Source organism: Macrococcoides bohemicum, from assembly GCF_003259675.1.
GTDB lineage: Bacteria > Bacillota > Bacilli > Staphylococcales > Staphylococcaceae > Macrococcoides > Macrococcoides bohemicum.
Map to the genome: position 1 here is coordinate 72,847 of NZ_PZJG01000003.1, position 24,534 is coordinate 97,380.

General features: G+C 34.0%; 27 protein-coding genes and 1 pseudogene. 25 read left to right on the plus strand and 3 right to left on the minus strand.

Features of this window, described 5'->3' with window-relative positions:
• Positions 1–68: 68 nt before the first annotated feature.
• The 3 genes from BHX94_RS06620 to BHX94_RS06635 all read left to right on the plus strand — a co-directional run bounded on the left by BHX94_RS06620 (position 69) and on the right by BHX94_RS06635 (position 4,471).
• Positions 69–1,448: an MFS transporter gene (locus BHX94_RS06620; protein ID WP_111745418.1), complete on the plus strand. Its 1,380-nt coding sequence runs from the start codon at positions 69–71 to the stop codon at positions 1,446–1,448.
• A gap of 181 nt (positions 1,449–1,629) precedes the next feature.
• The gene (mqo, locus tag BHX94_RS06625) at positions 1,630–3,120 is read left to right on the plus strand and encodes a malate dehydrogenase (quinone) (protein ID WP_111745419.1); all 1,491 of its coding nucleotides are present in this window, start codon (positions 1,630–1,632) and stop codon (positions 3,118–3,120) included.
• 391 nt (positions 3,121–3,511) lie between these two features.
• Positions 3,512–4,471 carry a bile acid:sodium symporter family protein gene (locus tag BHX94_RS06635; protein ID WP_111745421.1) on the plus strand — a complete coding sequence of 320 codons (960 nt, stop codon included), beginning with the start codon at positions 3,512–3,514 and terminating at the stop codon, positions 4,469–4,471.
• Here BHX94_RS06635 and BHX94_RS06640 read toward each other — a convergent pair.
• Positions 4,457–4,921 (minus strand): GNAT family N-acetyltransferase, encoded by a 465-nt coding sequence (locus BHX94_RS06640; RefSeq protein WP_111745422.1) that lies wholly within the window; start codon positions 4,919–4,921, stop codon positions 4,457–4,459. The two genes, BHX94_RS06635 and BHX94_RS06640, sit on opposite strands and share 15 nt — an antisense overlap.
• A 166-nt stretch (positions 4,922–5,087) precedes the next feature.
• Here BHX94_RS06640 and BHX94_RS06645 point away from each other — a divergent pair.
• The 3 genes and pseudogenes from BHX94_RS06645 to BHX94_RS06655 all read left to right on the plus strand — a co-directional run.
• Positions 5,088–5,528: pseudogene (locus BHX94_RS06645) on the plus strand (zinc-binding dehydrogenase); the annotation flags it as partial.
• Between the two features lie 171 nt (positions 5,529–5,699).
• Entirely contained in the window at positions 5,700–6,602 is a 903-nt protein-coding gene (locus BHX94_RS06650; protein ID WP_170120784.1) for a nuclease-related domain-containing protein, read from the plus strand.
• Between the two features lie 412 nt (positions 6,603–7,014).
• Positions 7,015–7,572 (plus strand): CAP domain-containing protein, encoded by a 558-nt coding sequence (locus BHX94_RS06655; protein ID WP_111745424.1) that lies wholly within the window; start codon positions 7,015–7,017, stop codon positions 7,570–7,572.
• A 55-nt stretch (positions 7,573–7,627) separates the two neighbouring features.
• Here BHX94_RS06655 and BHX94_RS06660 read toward each other — a convergent pair whose 3' ends face one another.
• On the minus strand, positions 7,628–9,106 hold the full coding sequence (locus BHX94_RS06660) for an aldehyde dehydrogenase family protein (RefSeq protein ID WP_111745425.1): 1,479 nt from the start codon (positions 9,104–9,106) through the stop codon (positions 7,628–7,630).
• 382 nt (positions 9,107–9,488) lie between these two features.
• On the opposite strand from BHX94_RS06660, the gene BHX94_RS06665 reads away from it, so the two are divergent.
• The 12 genes from BHX94_RS06665 to BHX94_RS06720 all read left to right on the plus strand — a co-directional run bounded on the left by BHX94_RS06665 (position 9,489) and on the right by BHX94_RS06720 (position 16,443).
• Positions 9,489–9,962, plus strand: coding sequence for a C40 family peptidase (locus tag BHX94_RS06665; protein WP_111745426.1), 474 nt, complete (start codon positions 9,489–9,491; stop codon positions 9,960–9,962).
• 92 nt (positions 9,963–10,054) lie between these two features.
• Positions 10,055–10,321, plus strand: a complete 267-nt coding sequence (locus BHX94_RS06670; protein ID WP_111745427.1) for a hypothetical protein — start codon at positions 10,055–10,057, stop codon at positions 10,319–10,321.
• 4 nt (positions 10,322–10,325) lie between these two features.
• Complete coding sequence (locus BHX94_RS06675) at positions 10,326–10,829, plus strand: GNAT family N-acetyltransferase (protein ID WP_111745428.1); 504 nt, start codon at positions 10,326–10,328, stop codon at positions 10,827–10,829.
• Positions 10,830–11,254: 425 nt separating this feature from the next.
• Complete coding sequence (locus tag BHX94_RS12940) at positions 11,255–11,962, plus strand: C40 family peptidase (protein WP_199798144.1); 708 nt, start codon at positions 11,255–11,257, stop codon at positions 11,960–11,962.
• A gap of 157 nt (positions 11,963–12,119) precedes the next feature.
• On the plus strand, positions 12,120–12,548 hold the full coding sequence (locus tag BHX94_RS06685) for a hypothetical protein (RefSeq protein ID WP_111745429.1): 429 nt from the start codon (positions 12,120–12,122) through the stop codon (positions 12,546–12,548).
• A 20-nt stretch (positions 12,549–12,568) separates the two neighbouring features.
• Entirely contained in the window at positions 12,569–12,778 is a 210-nt protein-coding gene (locus BHX94_RS06690) for a helix-turn-helix transcriptional regulator (RefSeq protein ID WP_379875110.1), read from the plus strand.
• A gap of 1 nt (position 12,779) precedes the next feature.
• Positions 12,780–13,040 (plus strand): hypothetical protein, encoded by a 261-nt coding sequence (locus BHX94_RS06695; RefSeq protein WP_111745431.1) that lies wholly within the window; start codon positions 12,780–12,782, stop codon positions 13,038–13,040.
• Positions 13,041–13,380: 340 nt separating this feature from the next.
• Positions 13,381–13,842 carry a GNAT family N-acetyltransferase gene (locus tag BHX94_RS06700; protein ID WP_096077219.1) on the plus strand — a complete coding sequence of 154 codons (462 nt, stop codon included), beginning with the start codon at positions 13,381–13,383 and terminating at the stop codon, positions 13,840–13,842.
• 1 nt (position 13,843) lies between these two features.
• The gene (locus tag BHX94_RS06705) at positions 13,844–14,359 is read left to right on the plus strand and encodes a methylated-DNA--[protein]-cysteine S-methyltransferase (RefSeq protein ID WP_111745432.1); all 516 of its coding nucleotides are present in this window, start codon (positions 13,844–13,846) and stop codon (positions 14,357–14,359) included.
• A gap of 14 nt (positions 14,360–14,373) precedes the next feature.
• Positions 14,374–14,715, plus strand: coding sequence for a zinc ribbon domain-containing protein YjdM (locus BHX94_RS06710; RefSeq protein ID WP_275068268.1), 342 nt, complete (start codon positions 14,374–14,376; stop codon positions 14,713–14,715).
• Positions 14,708–15,850, plus strand: a complete 1,143-nt coding sequence (locus tag BHX94_RS06715; protein WP_096077216.1) for a DUF418 domain-containing protein — start codon at positions 14,708–14,710, stop codon at positions 15,848–15,850. The genes BHX94_RS06710 and BHX94_RS06715 overlap by 8 nt, the downstream gene beginning before the upstream one ends.
• 89 nt (positions 15,851–15,939) lie before the next feature.
• On the plus strand, positions 15,940–16,443 hold the full coding sequence (locus BHX94_RS06720) for a hypothetical protein (RefSeq protein ID WP_096077215.1): 504 nt from the start codon (positions 15,940–15,942) through the stop codon (positions 16,441–16,443).
• Positions 16,444–16,720: 277 nt separating this feature from the next.
• Here the strand turns inward: BHX94_RS06720 and BHX94_RS06725 are convergent, their stop codons facing one another.
• Positions 16,721–17,095: a hypothetical protein gene (locus tag BHX94_RS06725; protein WP_111745434.1), complete on the minus strand. Its 375-nt coding sequence runs from the start codon at positions 17,093–17,095 to the stop codon at positions 16,721–16,723.
• Between the two features lie 228 nt (positions 17,096–17,323).
• Here BHX94_RS06725 and BHX94_RS06730 point away from each other — a divergent pair, with 228 nt between their 5' ends.
• The 7 genes from BHX94_RS06730 (at position 17,324) to BHX94_RS06760 (ending at position 24,512) form a co-directional block, all read left to right on the plus strand.
• Positions 17,324–18,763, plus strand: a complete 1,440-nt coding sequence (locus BHX94_RS06730) for a DHA2 family efflux MFS transporter permease subunit (protein WP_111745435.1) — start codon at positions 17,324–17,326, stop codon at positions 18,761–18,763.
• A gap of 83 nt (positions 18,764–18,846) precedes the next feature.
• Complete coding sequence (locus BHX94_RS06735) at positions 18,847–19,947, plus strand: YkvI family membrane protein (protein ID WP_111745436.1); 1,101 nt, start codon at positions 18,847–18,849, stop codon at positions 19,945–19,947.
• Positions 19,948–20,081: 134 nt separating this feature from the next.
• On the plus strand, positions 20,082–21,065 hold the full coding sequence (locus tag BHX94_RS06740; protein WP_111745571.1) for an alpha/beta hydrolase: 984 nt from the start codon (positions 20,082–20,084) through the stop codon (positions 21,063–21,065).
• Positions 21,066–21,131: 66 nt separating this feature from the next.
• Positions 21,132–22,049, plus strand: coding sequence for an NAD-dependent epimerase/dehydratase family protein (locus tag BHX94_RS06745; protein ID WP_111745437.1), 918 nt, complete (start codon positions 21,132–21,134; stop codon positions 22,047–22,049).
• Positions 22,050–22,273: 224 nt separating this feature from the next.
• A complete protein-coding gene (locus tag BHX94_RS06750; protein ID WP_111745438.1) occupies positions 22,274–22,891 on the plus strand; it encodes a DUF47 domain-containing protein in 618 nt (205 codons plus the stop codon).
• A gap of 11 nt (positions 22,892–22,902) precedes the next feature.
• On the plus strand, positions 22,903–23,913 hold the full coding sequence (locus tag BHX94_RS06755) for an inorganic phosphate transporter (RefSeq protein WP_111745439.1): 1,011 nt from the start codon (positions 22,903–22,905) through the stop codon (positions 23,911–23,913).
• A 65-nt stretch (positions 23,914–23,978) separates the two neighbouring features.
• The gene (locus BHX94_RS06760; RefSeq protein WP_170120785.1) at positions 23,979–24,512 is read left to right on the plus strand and encodes an alpha/beta hydrolase; all 534 of its coding nucleotides are present in this window, start codon (positions 23,979–23,981) and stop codon (positions 24,510–24,512) included.
• Positions 24,513–24,534: the final 22 nt, after the last annotated feature.

Consider the following 24,534-nt stretch of genomic DNA (forward strand, 5'->3'; position numbering starts at 1 on the left):
ATTATGCTAAAATAATGATTATTCGGGTATATAAGAATTGGAAAAAGAGAAAAAAGGGAGTCTTTTGCATGGATACACCTTATAAGGGTGGTAGAAAATTAGTTCTAGGTATTGTACTTGGTATATTAACATATTGGTTATTTGCTCAGTCGCTTGTTATTGTTGTACTAGATTTGAAGCATCATTTTAACAGTAGTCTTGACGTCATTAATATCGCGGTCAGTTTAACGGCATTATTTTCAGGAATGCTTGTCGTTGGTGCGGGTGGTTTAGCGGATAAAGTCGGTCGCGTAAAGATGACGCAGATCGGTTTAATATTAAGTATCATCGGTTCATTTACAATGATTGCTACACATATGACTGCTTTTTTATTAATTGGTCGTATCATTCAAGGTATTTCTGCAGCATGTATCATGCCAGCTACGTTATCAATTATTAAAGCATATTACGATGATAAAGATCGCCAACGAGCGCTGAGTTATTGGTCATTTGGTTCTTGGGGTGGTTCTGGTTTATGTTCTTTATTTGGGGGGATGATTGCTAAGAATTTTGGCTGGGAATGGATATTTATCATTTCTATTATATTCTCGAGTCTTTCTATGATCTTAATTCATGGCACACCGGAAACGAAATCTGATGAACCAAACGATATGAAGTTTGATTTAATTGGTTTAATTACGTTGATTGTTCTATTGTTAAGTTTAAATATCGTGATTACGCAGGGTGGTACACTTGGTGTTACGTCTCCAATATTTATCGGACTTATTATATTAAGTATTGTGAGCTTTGTTGCTTTTATTATGGTAGAGAAACGTCAAATCAATCCGTTGATAGATTTTCATATATTTCAGAATAAACCGTATTTAGGTGCTGTTATTTCTAACTTCTTATTAAATGCAGTTGCAGGTACGTTGATTGTAGCGAATACATATATTCAGGAAGGTTTAGGCTTTTCTTCTAGTAAGACTGGTATGCTTTCTATTTTATATGTGGTAACAGTATTGTCGATGATTATCGTTGGTGAAAAGTTACTACAGAGGATGGGTGCTAAAAAACCGATGTTACTTGGTTCTGCGATAGTATGCGTTGGTATCGTGATGATTTCACTCACATTCTTACCGGAAAATTTATATATCATTAGTTGTGTAATTGGATTTGGTTTATTTGGTTTAGGACTTGGCCTTTATGCAACACCATCTACTGATACAGCAGTTGCAACGGCACCTGAAGAAAAAGTAGGAGTCGCATCAGGTATTTATAAGATGGCTTCAGCTTTAGGTGGTGCTTTTGGTATTGCAATTAGTATGGCAATCTACAGTTTCTGTATGAAATTTGGTTTAGCAACGAGTGCGATGATCGGTATTCTGGCAAATGCTTTGATGGCTATCATTTCTTTTGTTGCCATTCAAATTACAGTTCCTAAAGATGATTTAAGAAAGAAGATATAAATTTTGAAGACCTCATTGATTGAGGTCTTTTTTTAGGCTTCAATCGGCTAATATTTGAAGAAATAATAATAAAATAATGAATACGGTTACAATATTTTTGGATTTTCATTATACTAGTATTACAAATGATGAAAAAAGGTCTATAATGGAAATATATTATAGATGTGTTGGGGGATATAAAATGAAAAAAGTATTTAAACAAACTGACGTAATATTAATCGGTGGCGGGATAATGAGCGCGACTTTAGGTGTATTACTTAAAGAACTTGATCCGGCAATTAATATTAAAGTATTTGAAAAACTTTCAGCACCTGGTCTGGAAAGTTCAAACGTATGGAATAACGCAGGAACGGGTCACTCTGCATTATGTGAATTAAACTATACGACTGAAGATAAAGATAAGAATATCAATATCGATAAAGCCGTGAATGTTAATGAGCAGTTTCAATTATCTAAACAGTTCTGGTCTTATTTAGTTAATGAAGGTAAATTAAAGCATCCTCAGGACTTTATTATGCCGGTACCGCATTTAAGTTTTGTAGAAGGTGAAGACGATATTCGTTTCTTAAAGAATCGTTTAGCAGCATTTAAAGATAATCCATTATTCCAAGGTATGGAGTTAACTGAAGATCATGATAAAATACGTGAATGGGCGCCATTAATGATGGAAGGTCGTGACCCGAATGCGCGTATTGCTATCACACGTATGGCAGCAGGAAGTGATGTGAACTTCGGTGCATTAACACAAGATTTATTTGATGTGATGAAATCTTTTAATGGTGCTGTAACGCACTATGAACATACAGTAAAAGATATTAAGCGTGCTGAAGATGGTAGCTGGAATGTTAAAGTGTATGACCAAAATAGTAAACAGACAGAAATTCACAATGCTAAATTTGTCTTTATCGGTGCAGGGGGTTATTCATTACCTTTATTACAAAAGACAAAGATTCCAGAAGCACGTGGTGTTGGTGGATTCCCGGTAAGTGGTCTATTTTTAGTGTGTAAGAACCAGGAAGTTGTTGAACAGCATTTAGCTAAAGTTTATGGTAAAGCTAAAGTTGGTGCCCCACCGATGTCAGTACCTCATTTAGATACGCGTTATATCGATGGTGAACGTGGGTTATTATTTGGACCCTTTGCTGGATTTAGTCCGAAGTTCTTAAAGACTGGTAAATATACTGATCTATTAGCTTCAGTCAACCCAGGTAATGTTACAAACATGTTGTCTGCTGGTGGTAAAGAGATGAAATTAACACAATACTTAATCTCTCAAGTGTTACAAACACATGAACAACGTATGGAAGAGTTACGTGAATTTGTTCCAAATGCTGAATCGAAAGATTGGGAAATCGTTGTTGCAGGTCAACGTGTACAAGTAATCAAGGAAACTGAAGATGGTGGTAAAGGTACATTACAATTTGGTACTGAAGTTATTACTGCTGAAGATGGCAGCGTTGCAGCATTACTTGGTGCATCTCCTGGTGCTTCAACTGCAGTACATGTTATGTTACAAGTAATCGATAAATGCTTTAAAGATAGAATGCCTGAATGGGAACCTCAAATTAAGAAGATGATTCCATCGTATGGCCTGAAGTTAGCAGAGCACAAAGCACTATTTGAAGAAATTAATGCAAACACTGCTAAAACACTAGGTTTAAAAGAGAAATAATAAAGATAAGGCAATGCCAAATTTGGCATTGCCTTATACTAATTTTGATGACTTCAGTCGCACCACCATCTCCTCCGCGAGAGTCACAACCAGTGTCGAAGAAAGATGAATCATTGCAGTCTTTATCAACAGTGCCTGATTGAGTTAAAGTACTAGTAGAACCATCATATATTGTATCATTTGAATGTATTTGTTTTTCATTCATAAACATAATAATTTTTTTAGAGAAATTAACCAGTATTATCATGCCAATTGTGTATATAACAATATAGAGAAGGATTTCGAATGTTATCATTTTAATCACCTCATTTATATATTGTGCTACATTTTTATCATACCCAGGTTTTTATGATAAATGATAGATAATAATTATTATTTTAGGAGAAAATCGTTGATTGATTTAATGAATAAATTTTTACAGAAAAATATTGCATTGCTTACAGTAATAAGTTTATCTTTAGGCGTCATTTTTGATGAATTTGGTCATCACTTTTTAATTTTAGTACCGTATTTGTTCGCATTTATGACGTTTTCAGGCAGTATGAAGATGAAGTTTAGTGATTTGAATATTTTCTACAAAGCACCGAGAGACATATTGTTTTGTATGATTGTTCTGCATTTGATTATGCCGGTGTTAAGCTATCTCATTGCAAATCTAATTTTTGATGATCATTTACTCGTGATTGGTTTTGTAATGTTGATGTGCATACCTACGGGTGTTACGAGCATCATCTGGATAAATGTCGGTCGAGGAGACTTACCATTAGGCTTGGCTGTTGTATTGCTTGATACATTTTTAGCACCAGTGATCATTCCTTTGACGATGCATATTGTTTCGGGCAAATCGGTGAAAATAGACACAGGAGATTTAATTTTTGATCTTATACTGATGATTGTTGTACCTACTATAGTTGCCATTATCATCAATGAAGCGAGTCATGGAAAAATACCTGACAAGATAGGTAATAGATTAAATCCGTTCAGTAAACTTGCATTGTTTGGTATTATCTTTGTCAATGGTGGTGCGATTGCACCGTATATGAAAGATTTCTCGATAGAATTAGTTATTATCATTGCGGTTGTATTCGTTGTTGTAGTGAGCGGTTATGTCATTAGCAGTGTAATGAGTCACTTTATGCAATGTAGTTATGCACGTCATGTAAGTATTACATTTTTATGTGGCATGCGTAATATTTCGACTGGTGTCATTGTAGCGACAACTTACTTTCCACCTAAAGTTGCATTACCAGTTGCTTTTGGCATGCTCTTTCAGCAACTTTTAGCAAGTATCGTGAGTACCCAGCTTGAGAAGAGAAGACCAATCAAAGAAAATCATTTAGATGTTATTTAATGTTTTTCGCATCTTCAGAAATTCATGTAATACACCGTGAGCTGCCATAAGTTCATAGTCGAGTGCTTCGAAACCACATCGTTCGTACACTTTAATCGCACGTTCGTTGAAAGTAGCAACGGCAAGCTCGATTATTGTCGTATCAGGATATGTCGTTTGAATAAATGCGATTGCCTCTCTGACGAAAGTTTCACCATAACCTTTACCTGTATATTCTGGCTTAAGTCCAAGTCCGAGTGTACAGGTATTATTGTTGTGATGCACTTCTATGAGTCCGATGAGTTCTTGCTGATACACACTAAAGAAATGATTTGTGCGAATTGCATCGTTCAGTATTTCAGCTGGATGTTCTTCGGTATTAACGATATTGTAGAAATCATAAGGTGAATCATATTGCCATGTTAATATTTCTTTAGCATCTGTAAGTGTCATTGGTTGAATAGTAAACATATTTTCACTCCTTTTTATCAAAGTAACATATTCAAAATGATTTTAGAAGAAAGTAATAGGTTAAGGTTATTGATTTTTAAATTACATGAGAATAACCTATAAAAGTGATTATATACTTCGCATATTGTTCACTAAATCACAATCAACTATATTTAAATAGTGATATGATGATGATAAATTGGCATTAGTGAAAGAAGTTGGAGCTGATTTAACTTTTAATCCTACAAATGGTGATGCTGGTGAATGGATTCAAAATGAAGTAGGTGGGGCTCATTCAGCAGTTGTTACAGCTGTTTCTAAAGTAGCGTTCAATCAGGCATTAAATAGTGTGCGTGCAGCTGGTAAAGTAGTGTGTGTTGGTTTACCACCAGAAACAATGGATTTAGCAATCGTAAAAACTGTATTAGATGGTATTGAAATCGTTGGCTCTTTAGTAGGAACACGTGAAGATTTACGTGAAGCATTTGAATTCGGTGCAGAAGGTAAAGTTGTACCAATTGTTGAAACACGTTGTCTACATGAAGTGAACGATGTATTTAAAGAAATGCATGACGGAAAAATACAAGGTCGTATGGTTATTGATATGCATAAACAATGTAGCCATTAAAAAATTTGAATGAAATGCTGATTTTAAGAAACTGCAATGAAAGTGCTGCAGTTTCTTTTTTTATTTGTTCCAAAACTCATTTTCTGCATTGAAAGCTCTGCAATTATTGAATTGCTGCAATTTGCACACAATTTCTTTCCTTTATATGATATGTGGAAAGGAGGGCTTAAAATGTTACTCAAGACACATCATCCATCGCGGTATTTATCATATTTATTAGAAGTTGATCAGCGCATATTCTTTAAGAAAAGAGACTACCTGGCATTATCACATTATAGGAAAGGATTAGAAGGTGAAGAAAAGTTTCTTCATCTAATAAGCGATATAGAAAATATTATTATCTTATGGGACATCAGAATAGAAATGCCTGGTGAAATACAATACGACTTTATCGTTATAACAGAAGATACTGTATTTCATTTTGATATTAAGAACTTTAGTGGTCGATATGATTATGAAGATGGCATATTTACAAGTGAGAACGGATATGTGGAAAAGGATCTTATGTCTTCATTAATGAAGGGACATAAGAAATTGAAACAAATCGTTAAGGAGAATGGTTTTCACTTTAATGTAATTAGTAAGATTATATTTATTAATGAGACATTGGACTTAAGGAACTTTCCGGGAAGTAAAGATATAAATTTTCATTTTGATGTACATAAAATAGTGAATCATCTTAAGCGTTATCAGCATATTAATTCAGAGATGCAGCGTTTTGCAAATATATTGGTCGAACAGCATAAAAATGATTCTGAACATGAGGAGATCAATTACTATGATTTTGAACGAATGAAAGTCGGGATAAAATGTAGTAAGTGTGGAAAACTAGGGATGAGTCATAAGTTTAAGAAACAATATTTTATTTGTAGCTGTGGTCATAAAGAGAAGAATAAAGAAGTGATGATAAGAACATTTGATGCCATTGCAGCGATAAAGAAGGGAAGGGCTAAAACGACTGAAATTGCCAAATGGACAGGTTTAAATGAAAGGACGATACGATATTTTTTATCGAAGCACTATCAAAAAGTCGGTGAAGCAAGGTCAACTTGTTATATTGAATATGATTTTTAGGATTTCACCGTTTCATCTTTTCCGATAGTTGGAGAATCCGGAAAAGATCAAGGGTATAAGCATAAAATATAGCCCAACATTTCCGGATACTAAGAGAATCCGGAAAAGATCAAGGGTATAAGCATAAAATATAGCCCAACATTTCCGGATACTAAGAGAATCCGGAAAAGATGAAGTGCATAAGCATTAAATATGATCCAACATTTCCGGATAGTTGGAGAATCCGGAAAAGATGAAAAACTAATTCAATATATTATTCTATATTATTTTTATTATTTAATATTGTATGATATTTTTTTATAAATTAATAAATTATGTTCATTATCATTGTACATTTGTTCTATTTAAAGTGAAATTATTCTCATAAATATTATATGTATTCGGTCATACATATCAAAAGAGGAGATTTATAATGAAAAAATTATTATCAGTTTCACTTACAAGTGCAATACTTTTCTCAGGTGTATCTTACGTTGCTCCAAAATCAGCAGATGCTGCAACTAATTCTGAATTTAATACGAGTAATAAATTAAGTAACTACCGTTTAAATGTTGAGTTATTAAAACTTATCAATAAAGAAAGAAAAGCAAATGGTGTTGCGCCTATTAAATACATCAGCGATAAAAAGATTAAAACTGGTGCGAATAAAAGAGCAGAAGAAGTAACAAAAGTATTCTCACATTATCGTCCAGATGCCACACTTTATAAAACAGCGTTTCCTAAATCTGTTCAACCGATCATTAAAGGTGAGAATGTTATGAAACGTAGCATTAAAAGTACTGAAACAGCTTCTACTGATGAAAAATATTTAGCAAAGTTAATGTTTAATCAATGGTTACAAACTAATGATCATAAAGAAAATATGTTGCGTAAAACATTCAAAAGAAGTTCTATCGCAATGAAAGTGGCATATGACCTTAACAAACAACGTAATTACTATTATGCGGTACTGATCTTTACTACTAAATAAAACGAAAAAATGTCCCGCTACAAATTTGTAGCGGGATATTTTATTTTAAACGCTCTTATTTATAGATACCTTTTGCTGCATCAGAATAATCGATGTATAAGTTTTTAACTTGTTGATAGTGACGTAAAGTTTCTTTATACGTTTCACGACCGATACCTGATTTTTTGTAACCACCAAATGGTGATCCAGCCTGGATTTGGTTGTAAGTGTTAATCCAGATACGTCCTGTATCCATTTGATTAGCTACTTGTAACGCACGGTTAATGTTAGAAGTGAAGATACCACCAGCTAAACCGTAGATTGAATCATTAGCTTTCTCAATTACTTCTTCTTGTGTTTTGAATTTAGAAACAACAACGACCGGTCCAAAGATTTCTTCTTGCACTAAACGAGATTTGTTGTCATCGAATTCAATAATTGTTGGTGGGAAGAAGAATCCTTTATCGCGTCCATTGTCCATTAAGCGTTCTCCACCAGTAACAATGTTTAATCCTTCTTGTTTCGCAATTTCAATGTATTCTTCGATTTTATCGATTTGAGCTTGTCCAGTTTGAGAACCGTAGTGATTGTTTGGATCTAATGGATCACCTACATTGATTTTCTCAAAAGCTTCTTTTAATTTACCAACAAATTCATCATAGATGCCTTCTTGAACATAAAGTCTTGAACCAGCTGAACATACTTCACCTTGGTTAAATAAAATACCTAATTGTGCACCTTCGATTGCTTGTTCGATATTAGCGTCATCAAAGATAATGTTCGCTGATTTACCACCTAACTCTAAAGTTGCTGGTACTAAACGTTCAGCTGCAGCTTTCGCTACACCGTATCCAACTTCAGTAGATCCTGTAAATGAAACTTTTGCAACGTCTTCATGATTGAAGATTGCATCTCCGGATTCTGAACCTTTACCACTTAATACGTTTAATACACCTTTAGGTAATACATCTTTGATTAACTCTGCTAAATGTAATAAAGAAAGTGGAGTAGATGATGAAGGCTGAATAACAACAGTGTTACCAGCAGCTAATGCAGGTGCTAGCTTCCAGGATGCAAGTAACATCGGGAAGTTCCATGCTACTACTGCCCCAACGACACCGATAGGTTCATGACGAATAATACTTAATGTATTTTCAGCTAAGTCTTTACTCGTTCCTTCATCAGCCATGATTACGCCAGCAAAGTAGCGGAAGTGATCCGCAGCCATTGGAATATCAATATTAGCTGATTCACGGATTGCTTTACCTGAGTTTATAGATTCAATCATTGCTAAATCATCTTTATTTTCATAAATAATATCTGCAATCTTATTTAATAAGGCAGCACGTTCTGTATTTGTTGAATATCTCCATGTTTTAAAAGCTTCACCAGCTGCTTTGACAGCTTTATCTACATCACCTGTAGTTGCTTTTGCTATCTTCGCTAATACTTCACCTGTTGCAGGACTCTTAACTTCTAACGTTTCATTGTTTTCTGCATCAACAAATTCTCCGTTAATAAATAAACCATATTGTTCTTTTAATATGTTACTCATGTTTTTTCCTCCTATATTTAACAATTATTTTAATGATAGTGCTTACATAATTATAAACGATAGTATTTAAATATTGCAAAAAATCAGTTTGTATATTGAAATCAATCTAATTAAACATCTTATTTATATTAAATTTTGTAATATTTAAACACAAAAAACGATTTAATTTCAATACACAAATGTCTTTAAAGCTTGTCATATCGATGTTTTACGAATGTTACAACGTCTAAAGCAATTTTGTAACATTGTGTCATAAAACGTATAAGTTTTGTAACAAGTTTATTACAACGTACATTTTGATATTTTTCGGTGTTATGATTATTTCAAGAAGACGAACAGACAATCAAACTTATAAAAGAAAATTCTGGAGGAAATATATATAATGAAAAAATTATTATTAGCAGCAGTTACATCAGCATTAGTATTCACATCTGTACCAACGCATGACGCAGACGCAGCAACTAAAAAGACAACAACTTATAAATATAAAAAAAATAAAAAGCATAAAAAATATAATTCATATAATGTAGCATCAGTAGCACGTTCTATCGCAGCAAACAGAGTATACGTATACGGAGCAAACAATCGTTACGCAGTAGATTGTTCAGCATTTGCACAACAAGTTATGCGTGCTATGGGGAAATCAATCCCTCGTACAACTTATGCACAAATGGCAGCAGGTAAACGTGTTTACAATCCGAGACCTGGTGATTTAGTATACTTCAACGGTGGAAGCCACGTAGGTGTTTATATTGGTAACGGACGTATGGTAGATGCTTTAAACCCAAGAGCTGGTGTTGGTGAGCGTTCAATTAAATACTTTTACGGTACAGTTACTGGATATTACAGATTCTAATAACTTATATACAAAATACATCACGTAATGTGGTGTATTTTTTTTGTTATATAAAATTATTGCATTATAATAGAAGGAAAGGAGATTTAACAATGATTTTAAATTATTTAATGTACATATTAATGTTAGCAATGGGGGGATATTTAATTTATCTCAGTAAACAAATCGCTAATGCAAATGTAAATACGAAATACAAAAAAGAGAATTATAGAAAATTATATTTATATATGGGATATACATTTATAATATTTGCAATCATTTCATGTATTACCCGTATGACAGCACCACAATATGAATTTATTATGCCCTTCTCAATGATTATTATATTAGTTGTACTAAATAAAAAGTATAAGAAGTAATCATATGCATATTAGACAGGCTACTTTACAAGATTTAAAAGAAATCATGTGCACAACAGAACTTGCCTTTGAAAATGAACCGACGAGAGATAATCAGGAACATACATTGGTAGAAGAATTAATGCGATCAGATAGTTATATTACAGAATTAACATTAGTAGCAACAATTGATAATAAGATTGTAGGACATATTTTGTATTCAAAAATAAAAATAGATGGATATGATGGTTTTGCGATGGCACCATTATCTGTGCATCCCGATTATCAAAAACAAGTGATAGGTACCGCGTTAATGCATTATACCTTGTCAATGATCCAATTATCAGTTCCAGTTGTTATATTAGGTCATCCAAGTTATTACACTAAATTTGGATTTGTAAAAACATCAACATATAATATTAAAGCCCCATTTGAAGTGCCTGATGATGTATTTTTGGTACGAGCATCAGATGAAGTTAAAGAAAAAGGGATTCAGGGGACAGTTATTTATTCGGAAGTATTTCAGTAAATATAATAAAACATAATCAATTTTGCACTAAATAATTATGATCTGGAATAGTAAAAAAAGTAATACCACTAAAAAAGTATAAAAGCGCACTGTAACAACTATGTTACAGTGCGCTTTTTTGAATTAAAGTTTCGTAATATTCTTGGATAATGTTTACAAATTCTATATTAAAAAAACTTCTCTCTATACTATAGGTATGGGATTTCTGACAAAATTACTAATATTACAGCGTTTGAAAAAATATATCACTTCGTTAACAAAACATTTACATCACACTTTTTCATGTTTATCCATGTTATAGTTGGACATGTGATTACGACGACTTGAAATTATGTATCGATATCGAGTTCGACAAAATTGCAAGCGAAATAATTAAATTAAATACTATACTAATATATAAACAATTCTTGGAGGAATTAAACATTATGAAAAAAACTTTCTTAACTTTAACGACAGCAGCAACAGTAGCAACATTAGTACCAACAAACTCAGCAGATGCAGCAGCAGAACTAAGAACTGATATCTATACAACATCAACATATTCAGCACCAGTTCAAGCATCAACATATTCAGCACCAGTTCAAGCATCAACATATTCAGCACCAGTTCAAGCATCAACATATTCAGCACCAACAAATACTTACCATGCATCAGTTGCACAAACTTCAACATCAAATAATACTTTTAATACTTATAATACTTATAACACAAATAATACAACTTCAAACATTTCTAATAACGCAGTAACTGAAAGTACACGTGTTGTACAAAAAGCACCAACTTCAGTGGCTGTAAATAATGATGTAGCTTCAGTAGCATTATCAATTGCAGCAGGAAAATCATATGTATATGGGGCAAACTCAGCAACAGCAGTTGACTGTTCATCATTTGCGCAACAAGTATTAGCAGCGATGGGTAAATCAATTCCACGTACAACTTATGCTCAAGCAGCAGCTGGTACACAAGTATCAGCACCGCAACCAGGTGACTTAGTATTCTTTAACAACTACAGTCACGTAGGTGTTTATATCGGTGGCGGACAAATGGTTGATGCGTTAAACCCATCAGCAGGAATCGGCCAACGTTCAGTATCATTCATCTCTGGATCAGTTGATGGATATTACAGATTCTAATTAGAACTTAATATTAATTTCTATTATCTCTCACTTGAATATTAGTGAGGGATATTTTTTTGGGGGGAATTTGTGTAAAGATATCTTTACACTTGATGTTAATTATTGTATATTATCTGTAAAGATATATTTACACTTTTAACAAAGGGGGATTATTATGATTGCCAAAAATTTAACGAGAAAAAAGCAAATTAGAAATTCACTGATAGCTTGTTTAGGAATATTAATGAGTAATTATTATATTAATTATTTTATGTATCCAGAAAAATTGTATGATATAAATGCTTATATGCCAATGTTTATAGGAGCATTAACAGGAACTATTATTGTCTACTTCATATCAAAAAAGAAACACCCGGGAAACTTGAATACTAAAGTTACGGATGAGCGAGATGAAATGTTATCAAAGGAATATAATACATTAGTATTTCCTTTTCTATTTTTATACTTACCATGTATATTTATGTTGTTAGCATTACCATTTAAAATTGAAAGCATATCTTTTTTTCAACTTTCGATTGTATGGTGGATTTTATTAATGATTTACGCAATCGGATATACTATTTTTCATAAAATTAACTCGTAAAATAAGTATTATCTAAGTAGGTGATCACCATCGTTATCAATTATATTAAAGAACATCGGACGTCACGTAATATTTCTCAGGTTCAAATGGCCAAGGATCTAGATATTACACGCCAAACGATTAACGCAATAGAAAACCATAAATATAACCCAAGTTTAGAACTTGCTTTAAAGCTTATGCAGTACTTCGATGTACCAATTGATGCGCTATTTAAACTGGAGGAGGAATAAAATGAAAAAAGGTATCACACTTCGTAAACAGATTCATTATTTTCTTTTGTATCTTGTAATATTGGTACTTACAACGATGTTCATCAACTATTTCAAAAGACCAGATCAATTATATAATATAGAACAATATTGGCCGTCACTTTTAGGAGCTATAATTGGATGGGGTGTCATGTTTTATATTCAGTATAAGAAGAACCCTGGTGGGCTGGACATTAAGATTACTGATGAGAGGGACGAATTAATTGCAAATCAATATAATTAGATAATGCTGTCTATATTATTATTTTATGTACCAAGCGCATTTATTTTATACGCTATTGCAATGGAGATAGAAAAGTTTTCGGTCATGTCATGTTCAATCGTTTTATGCTTGGTATTTTTCGTTTATGGGATAGGTTTTTTATTATATAAGAACGCAAAGTCTTAAATTGGAGAAAATCAAGTCCGATATCTGACTTAAATCGGACAAGACGCACACCATAATCGCATAAATTCAAAAAACAAGTCCGATATGCTCAAATTATCGGACTTTTTCTATTTAACCTTTATTATTTTCCTTCCTTATAATACAATCAAATAAACATATAAAGGGGTTGAGGTGTATGTGGCATTATAAATTTTTCGAAGAGCTTAAATCTTTGGAGATTTACAAGATATATAAACTTAGAGTGGATACTTTTATCGTAGAGCAGCAGTGCTATTATGAAGAAATCGATGAGAAGGATTTAAATTGTGTACATATATATAAAGAAGTAGAAGGTGTGATTGCTGCATACGCGCGTATTATTCCTGAAGCGGATACGGTGCATATTGGTCGTGTTATCGTGCATCCTGATTTCCGTGGTATGGGTCTTGCTAAAGAATTGATGGATCAGGCGTTACAATATATTGATACACATCATCATTATTTAAATTTACACCTGCAAGGTCAGGCACATTTAGAAAGATTTTACGGTAGTTTTGGGTTTAATACAGTATCTGACGTTTATTTTGTAGATTTAATTCCACATGTTGATATGGAGCGTCCTGCTTTTGGTTCGAACTCACCGTTAAAAGGAGCGTAATATGAATATTTATATTAGTCAGTTTGATATTAATGAACGCGGTTTCGTATTAGCATCAAGCGACTTAGGTGTTATCTTCTTTGCAAATGATGATACGACAGAATATGTTGATCATCATATCAAGCGATTTATTTCTGATGCAGAACGTATTACTGGTTACCCTGCTGATGAGAAGAATAGCGAATATATAAGAGATATTGAAAGATATTTTCGCGATAAGTTAAAGACCTTTAACTGGCCGCTTGATTTACACGGTACTGACTTCCAGAAATCAATCTGGGATGCACTTTTAAAAATACCTTTTGGTGAATCAAGAAGTTATAGTGATATTAGTGAAATGATCGATAACCCAAAAGCGATTCGTGCTGTCGGTGGTGCGATCGGTGCAAATCCTGTTATGATTGTAGTACCATGTCATCGTGTAATCGGAAAGCGTGGAAAGCTCACTGGTTTCAGCGGGGGTTTAGATATGAAGATAGAATTATTGGTTATAGAAGGTATACCATATGTTAATTAATAGGAGGAAATATAATGAGTTTACCAAATTGTCCGAAATGTGGTTCAGAATATACATATGAGGATGGCTTAAATTATGTATGCCCAATGTGTGCACATGAATGGTCGATTAATCCTGAAGTTGAAGAGGAAGCGGTTATTAAGGATAGTGTAGGAAATATTTTAAATGACGGTGACAGTGCTACTATTATAAAAGATTTAAAGGTTAAAGGGACTTCATCAGTGATTAAGAAAGGTACAAAAGTTAAGAACATCCGTATTATCGAACCGGAAAATGGTCATGATATCGACGGTAAAGTGGATGGCTTCGGTCAGTTAAACTTAAAAAGTGAAGTTGTGAAAAAGTTAAATGAATAAACGTATCGATAGCATTGATATACTTCGCGGTATGAGTATTATCGGGATATTATTTATGAATATCGTAGGATTCCATATGAATGAAGTTTATACAGATCCTTTAGTGTATTTTAATTCAACACTTGATCAGTGGTTATATAAGTTAAATATTATTTTTATTCATAACTCATTTTATCCGATATTCGCATTTTTATTTGGTTTCGGTTTAGCGATAATGGCTGAGAATATTAAAGGTCGTGGTGGTAACTTTATTCCAGTGTTGTATAGAAGGATGGCTGCATTACTCGTATTTGGACTTTTACATGGTTTCTTCTTATTTTATGGGGATATTTTAAATGTATATGCTGTCATTGGATTCGTTGCAATAGTATTTTTATTGTTTCCAAATAGTATTACGCTCATCGCAGCAATAATATTAATTGTATTGAATATGATGAGAGCATTACCGAGTATGTTTGCGATATTTATGCAGCCGGATTTCTTCGGTAAAGAACTCGTGAGTTTTGAAACTTCGCAAAATGAATGGATAAAAGTGATGTCGAGCGGTAACTTGAGCAAGATTATTCAATATAATAGTGATTTCTTTTATCAGGGGTTTGCAATCATAAATCCTGGTACAACATTGAGTTATTTCTTAACGATTATGCCTTTTATATTGTTAGGAATGTATGTGAAACGTGCGAATCTACTGAAGGAAATTACTGAACATAAAGTTACGATGTTCGTGATTTCGATCGTCTTTGCATTTGTTGGCATTACTTTGAAATATTTAATGATTGCTTATGAGATCAATGCAATGGCTTCTTATGATTTTATTTATTATGGCGGGGTATTGTTATCTATAAGCTATATTATATGGGTCACATTACTATGCGAATATCCAGCAATAAAGAAATTATTTGAGCCATTTCAACGTATGGGTAAAATGAGCTTTACATTATATATTATGCAGAGTTTATTAATGTTCATCGTATTTTATGTATTTAGACAATATGGTCAATTATCAATTGCACACGTATATCTAGTTGCACTTGCAATCGTATTGTTCCAGATGATTTTTACAAATATTTATTTTAAAAAGTTTAAACAGGGCCCTCTCGAATGGATATGGCGCAAGATTACCTATTTGAAATAATGTCATTTTGCAATCAATTTTTAAAATAGGAATTTACTCGTATCTATGTTACAATAACATGGCTATTCAATCATGAGGAGGTGCATCAAATGCACGTAGAATTACAGGAAAAAATAGAATATTACGTGTTAAGTGGAGATTTTGAATCTGCTAAAGCATTGATGCAATCAACTGACTTTATGATGTTTGAAGAAGCATTTATAAGTGCATGTCATGATAGTGAATCTGTGATGTATTATACGTTTATATTAGAATGTATGAAAGATACAGAAACAGTGGAACTACACGATTTAGCTTTCTTGTTATTAGTTTATCCTTTAAGCGAAGTAAACGGCGCATTTAACAGTGCATATTATCATGCAATGCGTTCTGTTGAAATGACCGATAGCAATGAAGTGAAAAGTTTATTACAATTATTATTCTTATACGCAGTTCCAGAGCCTGTAATTACAGATAAAGAAGCATTTGATACAGCGAAACAAATATTAAAGCTTGATCCTAAAAATCAAGTGGCAAGAAATATGTTAAAACAGACTGCTAAGAAGTTAGATAAAGTAGTCGTTGACTTTAATCAAATATCAAAGAAAGCGTAATGACTTAAGTCATTACGTTTTTGCTTTGTCTAACGCCTATTTACGGCGACAATAAAACAACCTCGAGGCATACTTCAACAAACTCATAAACAATCAAAGAGCGATTTTTATGGTTTGTCTCCAGTCTGCTCGAGGCTGAACGTTTTATTTTACGCCTATTTACGGCGACAATAAAACAACCTCAAGGCATACTTCAACAAACTCATAAAAAATCAAAGAGCGATTTTTATGGTTTGTCTCCAGTCTGCTCGAGCCTGAACGTTTTATTTTACGCCTATTATTCTAACCATAATTCAATTGGTACGATAATCGGGAATTGTCCGCGGTCTTCAGATAATTTTGTAATAATTGATGATGCTTTTGCATATAAAGGAATTGCAAACATGCCTTCTTCCTTCTTGATTTCTGCAATAACATCTACTTCACTGCCGTCTTCACTTTGGATTAGGATTGCAGCTTCGATAACGCCGTCAACTTGTGTACCAAAGTGTCCGAACATAAACGTAAGTTTAAATTCATAAAGATTTGGATCTTGATCACTTTGTACATAATCTAATCGGTGCATTGTTGTTGGTTCTGGTGACATATCTTCAAAATCTCTTACATGCGCTTCTTTTAAAAACATGTGTACAACCTGTTTGTTTAATTCCATTTTAATCGCTCCCTTAATATAAGTTATTTTCATTATAATATTATTTTAATGATTCACAAAGTTATTGATTGTATAATGATTATTTAGTTTGTAAAATTTAGTGGTGAGAATGTAATTTTGTACTTATCTGATGTTTTGATATTGATTCATATAATTTAATGTTGTAAGATGTATAGACAAATATATGGTGATTAGTGAGCGAAAGCTCATTATTTTTTTGGAGGAAACATGAAAAAATCAACAATTATAATGATTACTTTTTTAATTGGGGCATTCTTTACGTTCTTAAATGAAACGTTATTGAATATTGCATTAACGGAAATAATGCGTGTATTCAATGTAGATGCACCTACTGTTCAGTGGCTCGCTACTGGATTTATGCTGGTCATGGGTGTACTGATGCCATTATCTGCATCGCTTATACAATGGTTTACAACACGACAGTTGTTTATCGGTTTAATGTCTTTATTTTTAATTGGTACATTGATTGCAGGTTTTGCTGTTAACTTCCCAATGATTCTTGCTGGCCGTATGATACAAGCTGCAGGTACAGGATTACTTATTCCAACGATCATGAACGCTATGCTGAATTTATTTCCACCGCATGAGCGTGGTAAAGTAATGGGGAATTTTGGTCTTGTGATGATGTTCGCACCAGCGATTGGCCCGACTTTATCAGGCGTCATCGTTGATACGTTAGGCTGGCGCTGGTTATTTTTCTCGGTTGTTCCTTTTGTCATCTTCTCAATTGTATTTGCAATGCGTTACCTTGAAAATGTAGGAGAAGTTACGAAACCTAAGATTGATATTTTTTCTGTCGTGTTATCGACTATCGGTGTGGCTGGTATAATCTATGGTTTCAGTTCAGTAAGTACAGCTAAAGGTGGATTTGGTAACCCGATGATTCTTACTTTTATTATTGTCGGAATTATTGCGATGGTATTGTTCGCACTAAGACAACGCAAACTTACGGAACCTTTACTTGATCTTTCTGTATTTAAATATGCCAATTATGCACGTGGAATGTTCATTTTCGTAGTTGTAGTAATGGCTATGTTTGCGTCAGAAATCGTAATGCCGATGTATTTACAAGGACCGATGGCATTTAGTGCAAAAGTTGCAGGAATGATTTTATTACCCGGGGCATTATTAAATGGTGCGATGAGTCCTGTTATGGGACGTATCTTTGATAAACTTGGGCCAAGAAAGATGATTATTCCCGGAATGTTTATTCTGGCACTCGTCATGTTATTCTATTCAACCATTCATCCTGGTATCAGCATTTATGTCTTCATCATGGTCTATATGGTATTGATGTTGAGTATTTCAATGATTATGATGCCGAGTCACACGAATGCGATTAACCAGTTACCGAGAAAATTATATCCACATGGTACGGCTATCGGTAATATGATTCAGCCAATTGCAGGTGCAATGGGTATTTCAATATTCGTAAGTATTATGACGCATGGTCAAAAGAAAGCTTTGGAAGGTATTTCAAACCCTACATTGACCCAAGTTAATGAAGCGTTAACAACGGGTGTGCATCATGCATACTGGTTTGCGATTGCCTTAACAGTTATCGGTTTGATTACTGCTTTATTCATTACAAAATCGGTTGCACCTGAGGGCGAAACGTTCGGCCTTCCAGAAGAATCTCAAAAATAATGTTTTATTAATAGAATAGCAGGGTAAACCAAACATGTCTGTCTTTACAGGCATGTTTTTAAATAGATTAAGGGAGCGTTTTGATGAGTAAAAATAATACAGAAGCAATAAAAATTGGCTTCGCGTATGTAGGTGTTATTGTAGGTGCAGGTTTTTCTACAGGTCAAGAAGTTTTAACATTTTTTACGAACTATGGTATATATAGTTACCTTGCCATATTAATCGCTGGCTTGATGCTCACTTTCTTTGGACGCCAAACTGTAAAGTTAGGTTATGGTCTAGATGCAGAGAATCATGAATCAACGATTCAATACCTATTTGGTAAAAAATTTGGAAAAGTGATTGACTATCTTTTAGTATTTTTCTTATATGGTTTAGCTACAATCATGGTTGCTGGTGCAGGTAGTGCAGCACATGAAAGTTTTGGTCTACCTATATGGTTAGGATCGCTAATTATGGTAATAGCGATTATTATCACTTTATTATTAGATTTTAGTAAAATAATTGGTGCATTAGGTATGGTTACACCTTTTTTAATAATTGTAGTAACAACAATTGCTGTATATTATTTCTTTAAAGGCTCGATATCATTTGGAGAGATTCAAAATCATATTAATACTGATAAACAACCATTTAAACTTTCATTCTTACCAGAAAGTTCATTGTGGTGGTGGTCAGGACTTAATTATGGAGGTCTTGCTTTTGCAAGTGGATTTAGTATACTTGCAGCGATAGGCGGAGACGCTAGTCGTATGAAAGTTGCAGGAAAAGGCGCAACAATTGGTGGGGTTACGTTATTAGTACTTTTATTGATGGTGAACTCAGGACTATTAAGTGAATTAGATAAGATTAATAATTCTGCAATACCAACGTTAATATTAGGTAAAGCAATCCATCCAATTCTTGGAATTGCTTTAAGTATTATTATGTTGATGGTAATATATAATACCATTGCAGGATTAATGTATTCATTTATCGCAAGATTTTCTGAACCATATTCGAAAAAATATAAAATAATGCTATTTAGTTTAATGGGATTATCATATTTATTAAGTTTTGTAGGATTTTCAAAATTAGTACAAACTGCTTATCCATTATTAGGCTATGTGGGTATTATTTTATGTATCGGTATTGCAAAGAAGTACTTTGATCGAAAGAAAAAAGGTAAAAATCATATTGCATAATGATAAAATGGGGATTTCCCCATTTTATTTTTTTATCATTATAATTGGTATGCTATAATAATGACCGGTGAGAAAGGGCGGTTGTATTGAAGAAAAGATATTTAATTTACATAATTTTAATTGCATTGATAACGATGGGAATCAGTGTAATGATGGGATGGCATATCAATGATGATGCGAGATTATCAGAAAATGCTCTACTAAATGAACGAGCGATAGAAGCATCAAATGTAAAGATGGTAAAAAATGTTACTTACAGTGATGTTGCCCCGTTGTCACAGATGGATATCATTATGCCGAAAAATATTAAAAAGGGTGATAAATTACCGCTTATTATGTGGACACATGGTGGTGGATTTATTGCAGGAGATAAACGACATAAAAATCCGTATCTTGCACAGATTGCAGAGAAGGGATTTATTGTTGCGAATATCAATTATGCATTGGCACCAGGAAACCAATATCCAACACCTATTCTGCAGGAATTAGAAGCGGCAAAATTCTTAAAGAAAAATGATCATCATTTACCGATTGATTTTACTCAGATTATTATCGGTGGGGATTCTGCTGGTGCTCAAATTGCAAGTCAGTTTGCAGCGATGCATACGAATAATAAACTGATGCATGATATGCAGCAAAAACCTGTATTTAAAGCCAGTCAACTCAAAGCGGTAGTGTTATTTGGAGGACTTTATAATATGCAGACAGTGCGTGCGACAAAGTTCCCACGTATAGAATTGTTTATGGAGAGCTATACCGGTGAAAAGCATTGGGAGAAGCAATTCAAACCGATTGAACAGCTCAGTACGACAGCAAATATTACGAAGCGATATCCACCGACCTTTTTAACAGTTGGCGATGCTGACCCATTTGATTCTCAGGCGCATGAACTGGTGAAAGTACTAAAAGCAAACGATGTACCATATGCCTATTCATTTTTTGATGGGACGCATGGATTACGCCATCAATACCAGTTTCATATGGAGCTGAAAGAATCTCGACTTACATATCGTAAACTTATGATGTTTCTCGGAAATCATACGAGTCAGTCACCTTATTCATCAAATACTGTAAAAGAGAAGATGCCTGAAATTAAGGTGAAGCAGAACAAAAATTAATAAATCATTTTTATGCAGATAAGAAATTGGGTACAATATAAGAAATAACCGTATGGAGGTCAAAAGATGAAACCACGTTTATTACTAACAGGTGCTACAGGTTATATCGGTAAAAACTTATATGAGTATTTAAAAGATGATTTTGAAATTTATGCAATGAGTAAATATCCTGCTGAAGACAGTAAAGAAGATATTCATTGGGTCACAGGAGATATGTTCTCATTGAATGACTGTATTGATGCACTTGGTCAAGTGGACTTTGGTGTATATTTTTTAGACCCGACAAAGCGCTCTAACAAACTTAATGATGCGACGTTTCAGGATATCAATGCAATCAGTGCCGATAACTTTGCACGTGCAGCAGAAGCGACAAACTTAAAGGCGATTATTTATGTGAGCGGTACAGGTGATGACGAAGAAACAATTAATATCTTAAAAAGCTATAAAACACCAGTTCAAATTACAAAGACGCCAGTTAAACGAAAAGGTATCGTTGCGCAGACCCAAAACTCTAAATCCAACGATGTTCGTAGTATTCAGCGTACATTAATGCCTTCCAGCTGGACGGTTGAACGTGTGAGTAAACATTACTTTGCATGGTTAAGTGACATGGCACTGGACCTTATCGAAGTAAAAGGACATGCTGGACGCTTTGAAATATACGGTGTAAAAAAACATATCTTAACACTAGAAAAAGACGAAGACAAATCTGATGACAATCGCATTGTCTATAATATAACAGGTGGCGTATTATATCATGCACATGTTGATAGCAGGGCACGTATGGAATTCCGACGACTAAAAGGTACGAATACACTGATCATTGCACTACATGATTATGAACCGATATTACCATGGCTTGTCTATATGCTGACAGAGGCACCTATTTATCATTTAACGATGAAAATATTTGATGTGGAGATGCGTATCGAACGTTTCCAGGAAGAAAAGGAAAAAGGTATTGAGAAAAAATATACAAAATAAATACAAAATGGCATCCTGATGTACTATATATCAGGATGCTTATTTTTTATTTTTCAGACAAATTTACAATTCTGAAACACTAAATTTACAATGCTGTAATATAGTAAACGGTTACTATAAATAGTTTACTTTATTTTTACAAAACACTATGCTTTCATTGTTTTTTCCTATAGAATATCGTTGTAGTCATAAAATATGTTTTTTTATTAATGGGAGGATTTAAGATGTTTAACAGAAAGAAAGATAAGTTTGCAGTGCAGTTAGAAGCGATGGCAGAAAATCTGAATCGTGCAGCGATTGCTTTTGGAGAATTGACGTTCCATAACGCATTTGATCTAAAAAAATATGCAGACACTATTAAGGCGTACGAAACAAATGGTGATGAGTTAATGCACCAGATGATTTCAGACTTAAATCAAACATTTATTACACCGATTGAACGTGAAGATATTCTGGCGCTATCTAATGCTATCGATGATGTCATGGACGCTATGGAAGAAACATCTGCAATGTTTGAAATGTACTCAATTGAATACTCAGATGAGTATATGGCTGAATTTGTTCAAAATATTCAAGGGTGCGCAAAAGAAATTAAGACCGCAGTGACGCTCGTTGCTGAGAAGAAGTTATCTCATGTGCGTGTGCACTCTATTAATATTAAAGAGCATGAAACAAACTGTGATGGTATACTAAGACAATCGATTAAACATATCTTATCTGTAGAAACGGATCCGTTAACTGTGATGAAAGTAAAAGATATTTATCAGTCTTTAGAAGATATTGCTGATAAATGCCAGGCAGTAGCGAATATACTCGAATCTATCATTATGAAGAATAGTTAAGGAGCATTTTTATGGAACCGATTATTATTTTTACATTTGCGATTGTATTCTTCGCGTTAGCTTTTGACTTTATCAATGGTTTCCATGATACGGCAAACGCAATAGCAACAGCAGTTTCAACAAAAGCGTTAAAGCCTCGTCATGCAATCTTGATGGCTGCTGTGCTGAACTTTATCGGGGCGATTCTTTTCCATGGTGTAGCGAAGACGGTTACGAAAGATATTGTAGACCCATTTACCTTACAAAATGGTCAAGTTGTCATCCTTGCGGCATTAATCAGTGCGATTACATGGAACTTAATCACATGGTATTTTGGGATTCCGAGTTCGTCATCACATACATTGATTGGCTCAATTGCAGGTGCTGCAATTGCATCAGGTGGTTTTGGAATTCTGGAATATGCCGGGTTTACGAAGATTATCGTCGGTTTACTTATTTCACCATTGCTTGCCTTTATTGTAGGTTATATTATGTATACAATTATTAAGATTGTATTCAAGAACGCAAACTTAACAAAGACCAATAGAAACTTTAGATTCCTGCAGATCTTTACAGCAGCAGCACAAGCTTTTGCCCATGGTTCAAACGATGCACAAAAGGCGATGGGGATTATTACGATGGCATTAATCTCAGCAGGCATGCAGACCGGTAGCACTGAACCACAAACGTGGGTACAGCTTTCATGTGCGGCAGCGATGGGATTAGGTACTGCAGTAGGTGGATGGAAGATTATTAAGACAGTTGGTGGCAATATCATGAAGATACGACCATCGAACGGTGTAGCAGCTGACTTATCATCAGCGTTAATCATCTTTGGTGCAACACACTTTCACTTACCAGTTTCAACGACACACGTTGTTTCATCATCTATTTTAGGGGTTGGATCAAGCCATCGTGTGAAAGGTGTGAAATGGACGACGGCACAACGTATGATTATTACCTGGGTTATTACGATGCCGATTTCAGCCGTAATAGCAGCAGCAGTTTTTTATATCGTTAATTATGTTACACATATCTTTTAATTAAATGAAACATATTCGGGTAAACTAATAATAGTTTATCCGAATTTTTTTGTGGAGGGATGAAGATGCAACACATTGTATTCGTGCATAGTGCCGGTGTACAGTCGGTCACGAGTGGTAGTAATCCACTCATTAGAAAAACTAAAGAAGACATACCAGATTACACCTGGCATGCAAGTGATTATCCGAGAGATGTCGGACAAATTTATGATAACTGGGTAAAAGTATTGATACAGAGTTTAGATGAAGTACCGATTGATGAACCTGTTATATTAATCGGTCATTCATTTGGTGGTACGGTTATCACAAAATATTTAACAGAAAACACAGTACAGCACAACATTGAAAAAGTAATCATGATTGGTTCACCATTCTTCGGTTGTGACGAGAAATTTAGTGACCCACAAAATATCATTACTGATGAATTAAAAGTAGCAGCACCCATATATCATATACAGTCAGAAGACGATGACCGCGTGAATATCAATCATCAGAAGTGCTGGCAAGAAAAGTTCCCGGAAATACAGTTGATTACAGAACAAAGTGGGAAACATGAATTCCACGATGGAATTCAAGCACTGAATCAATTATTAAATTAAAAATTTTTACACGGTTTAATGA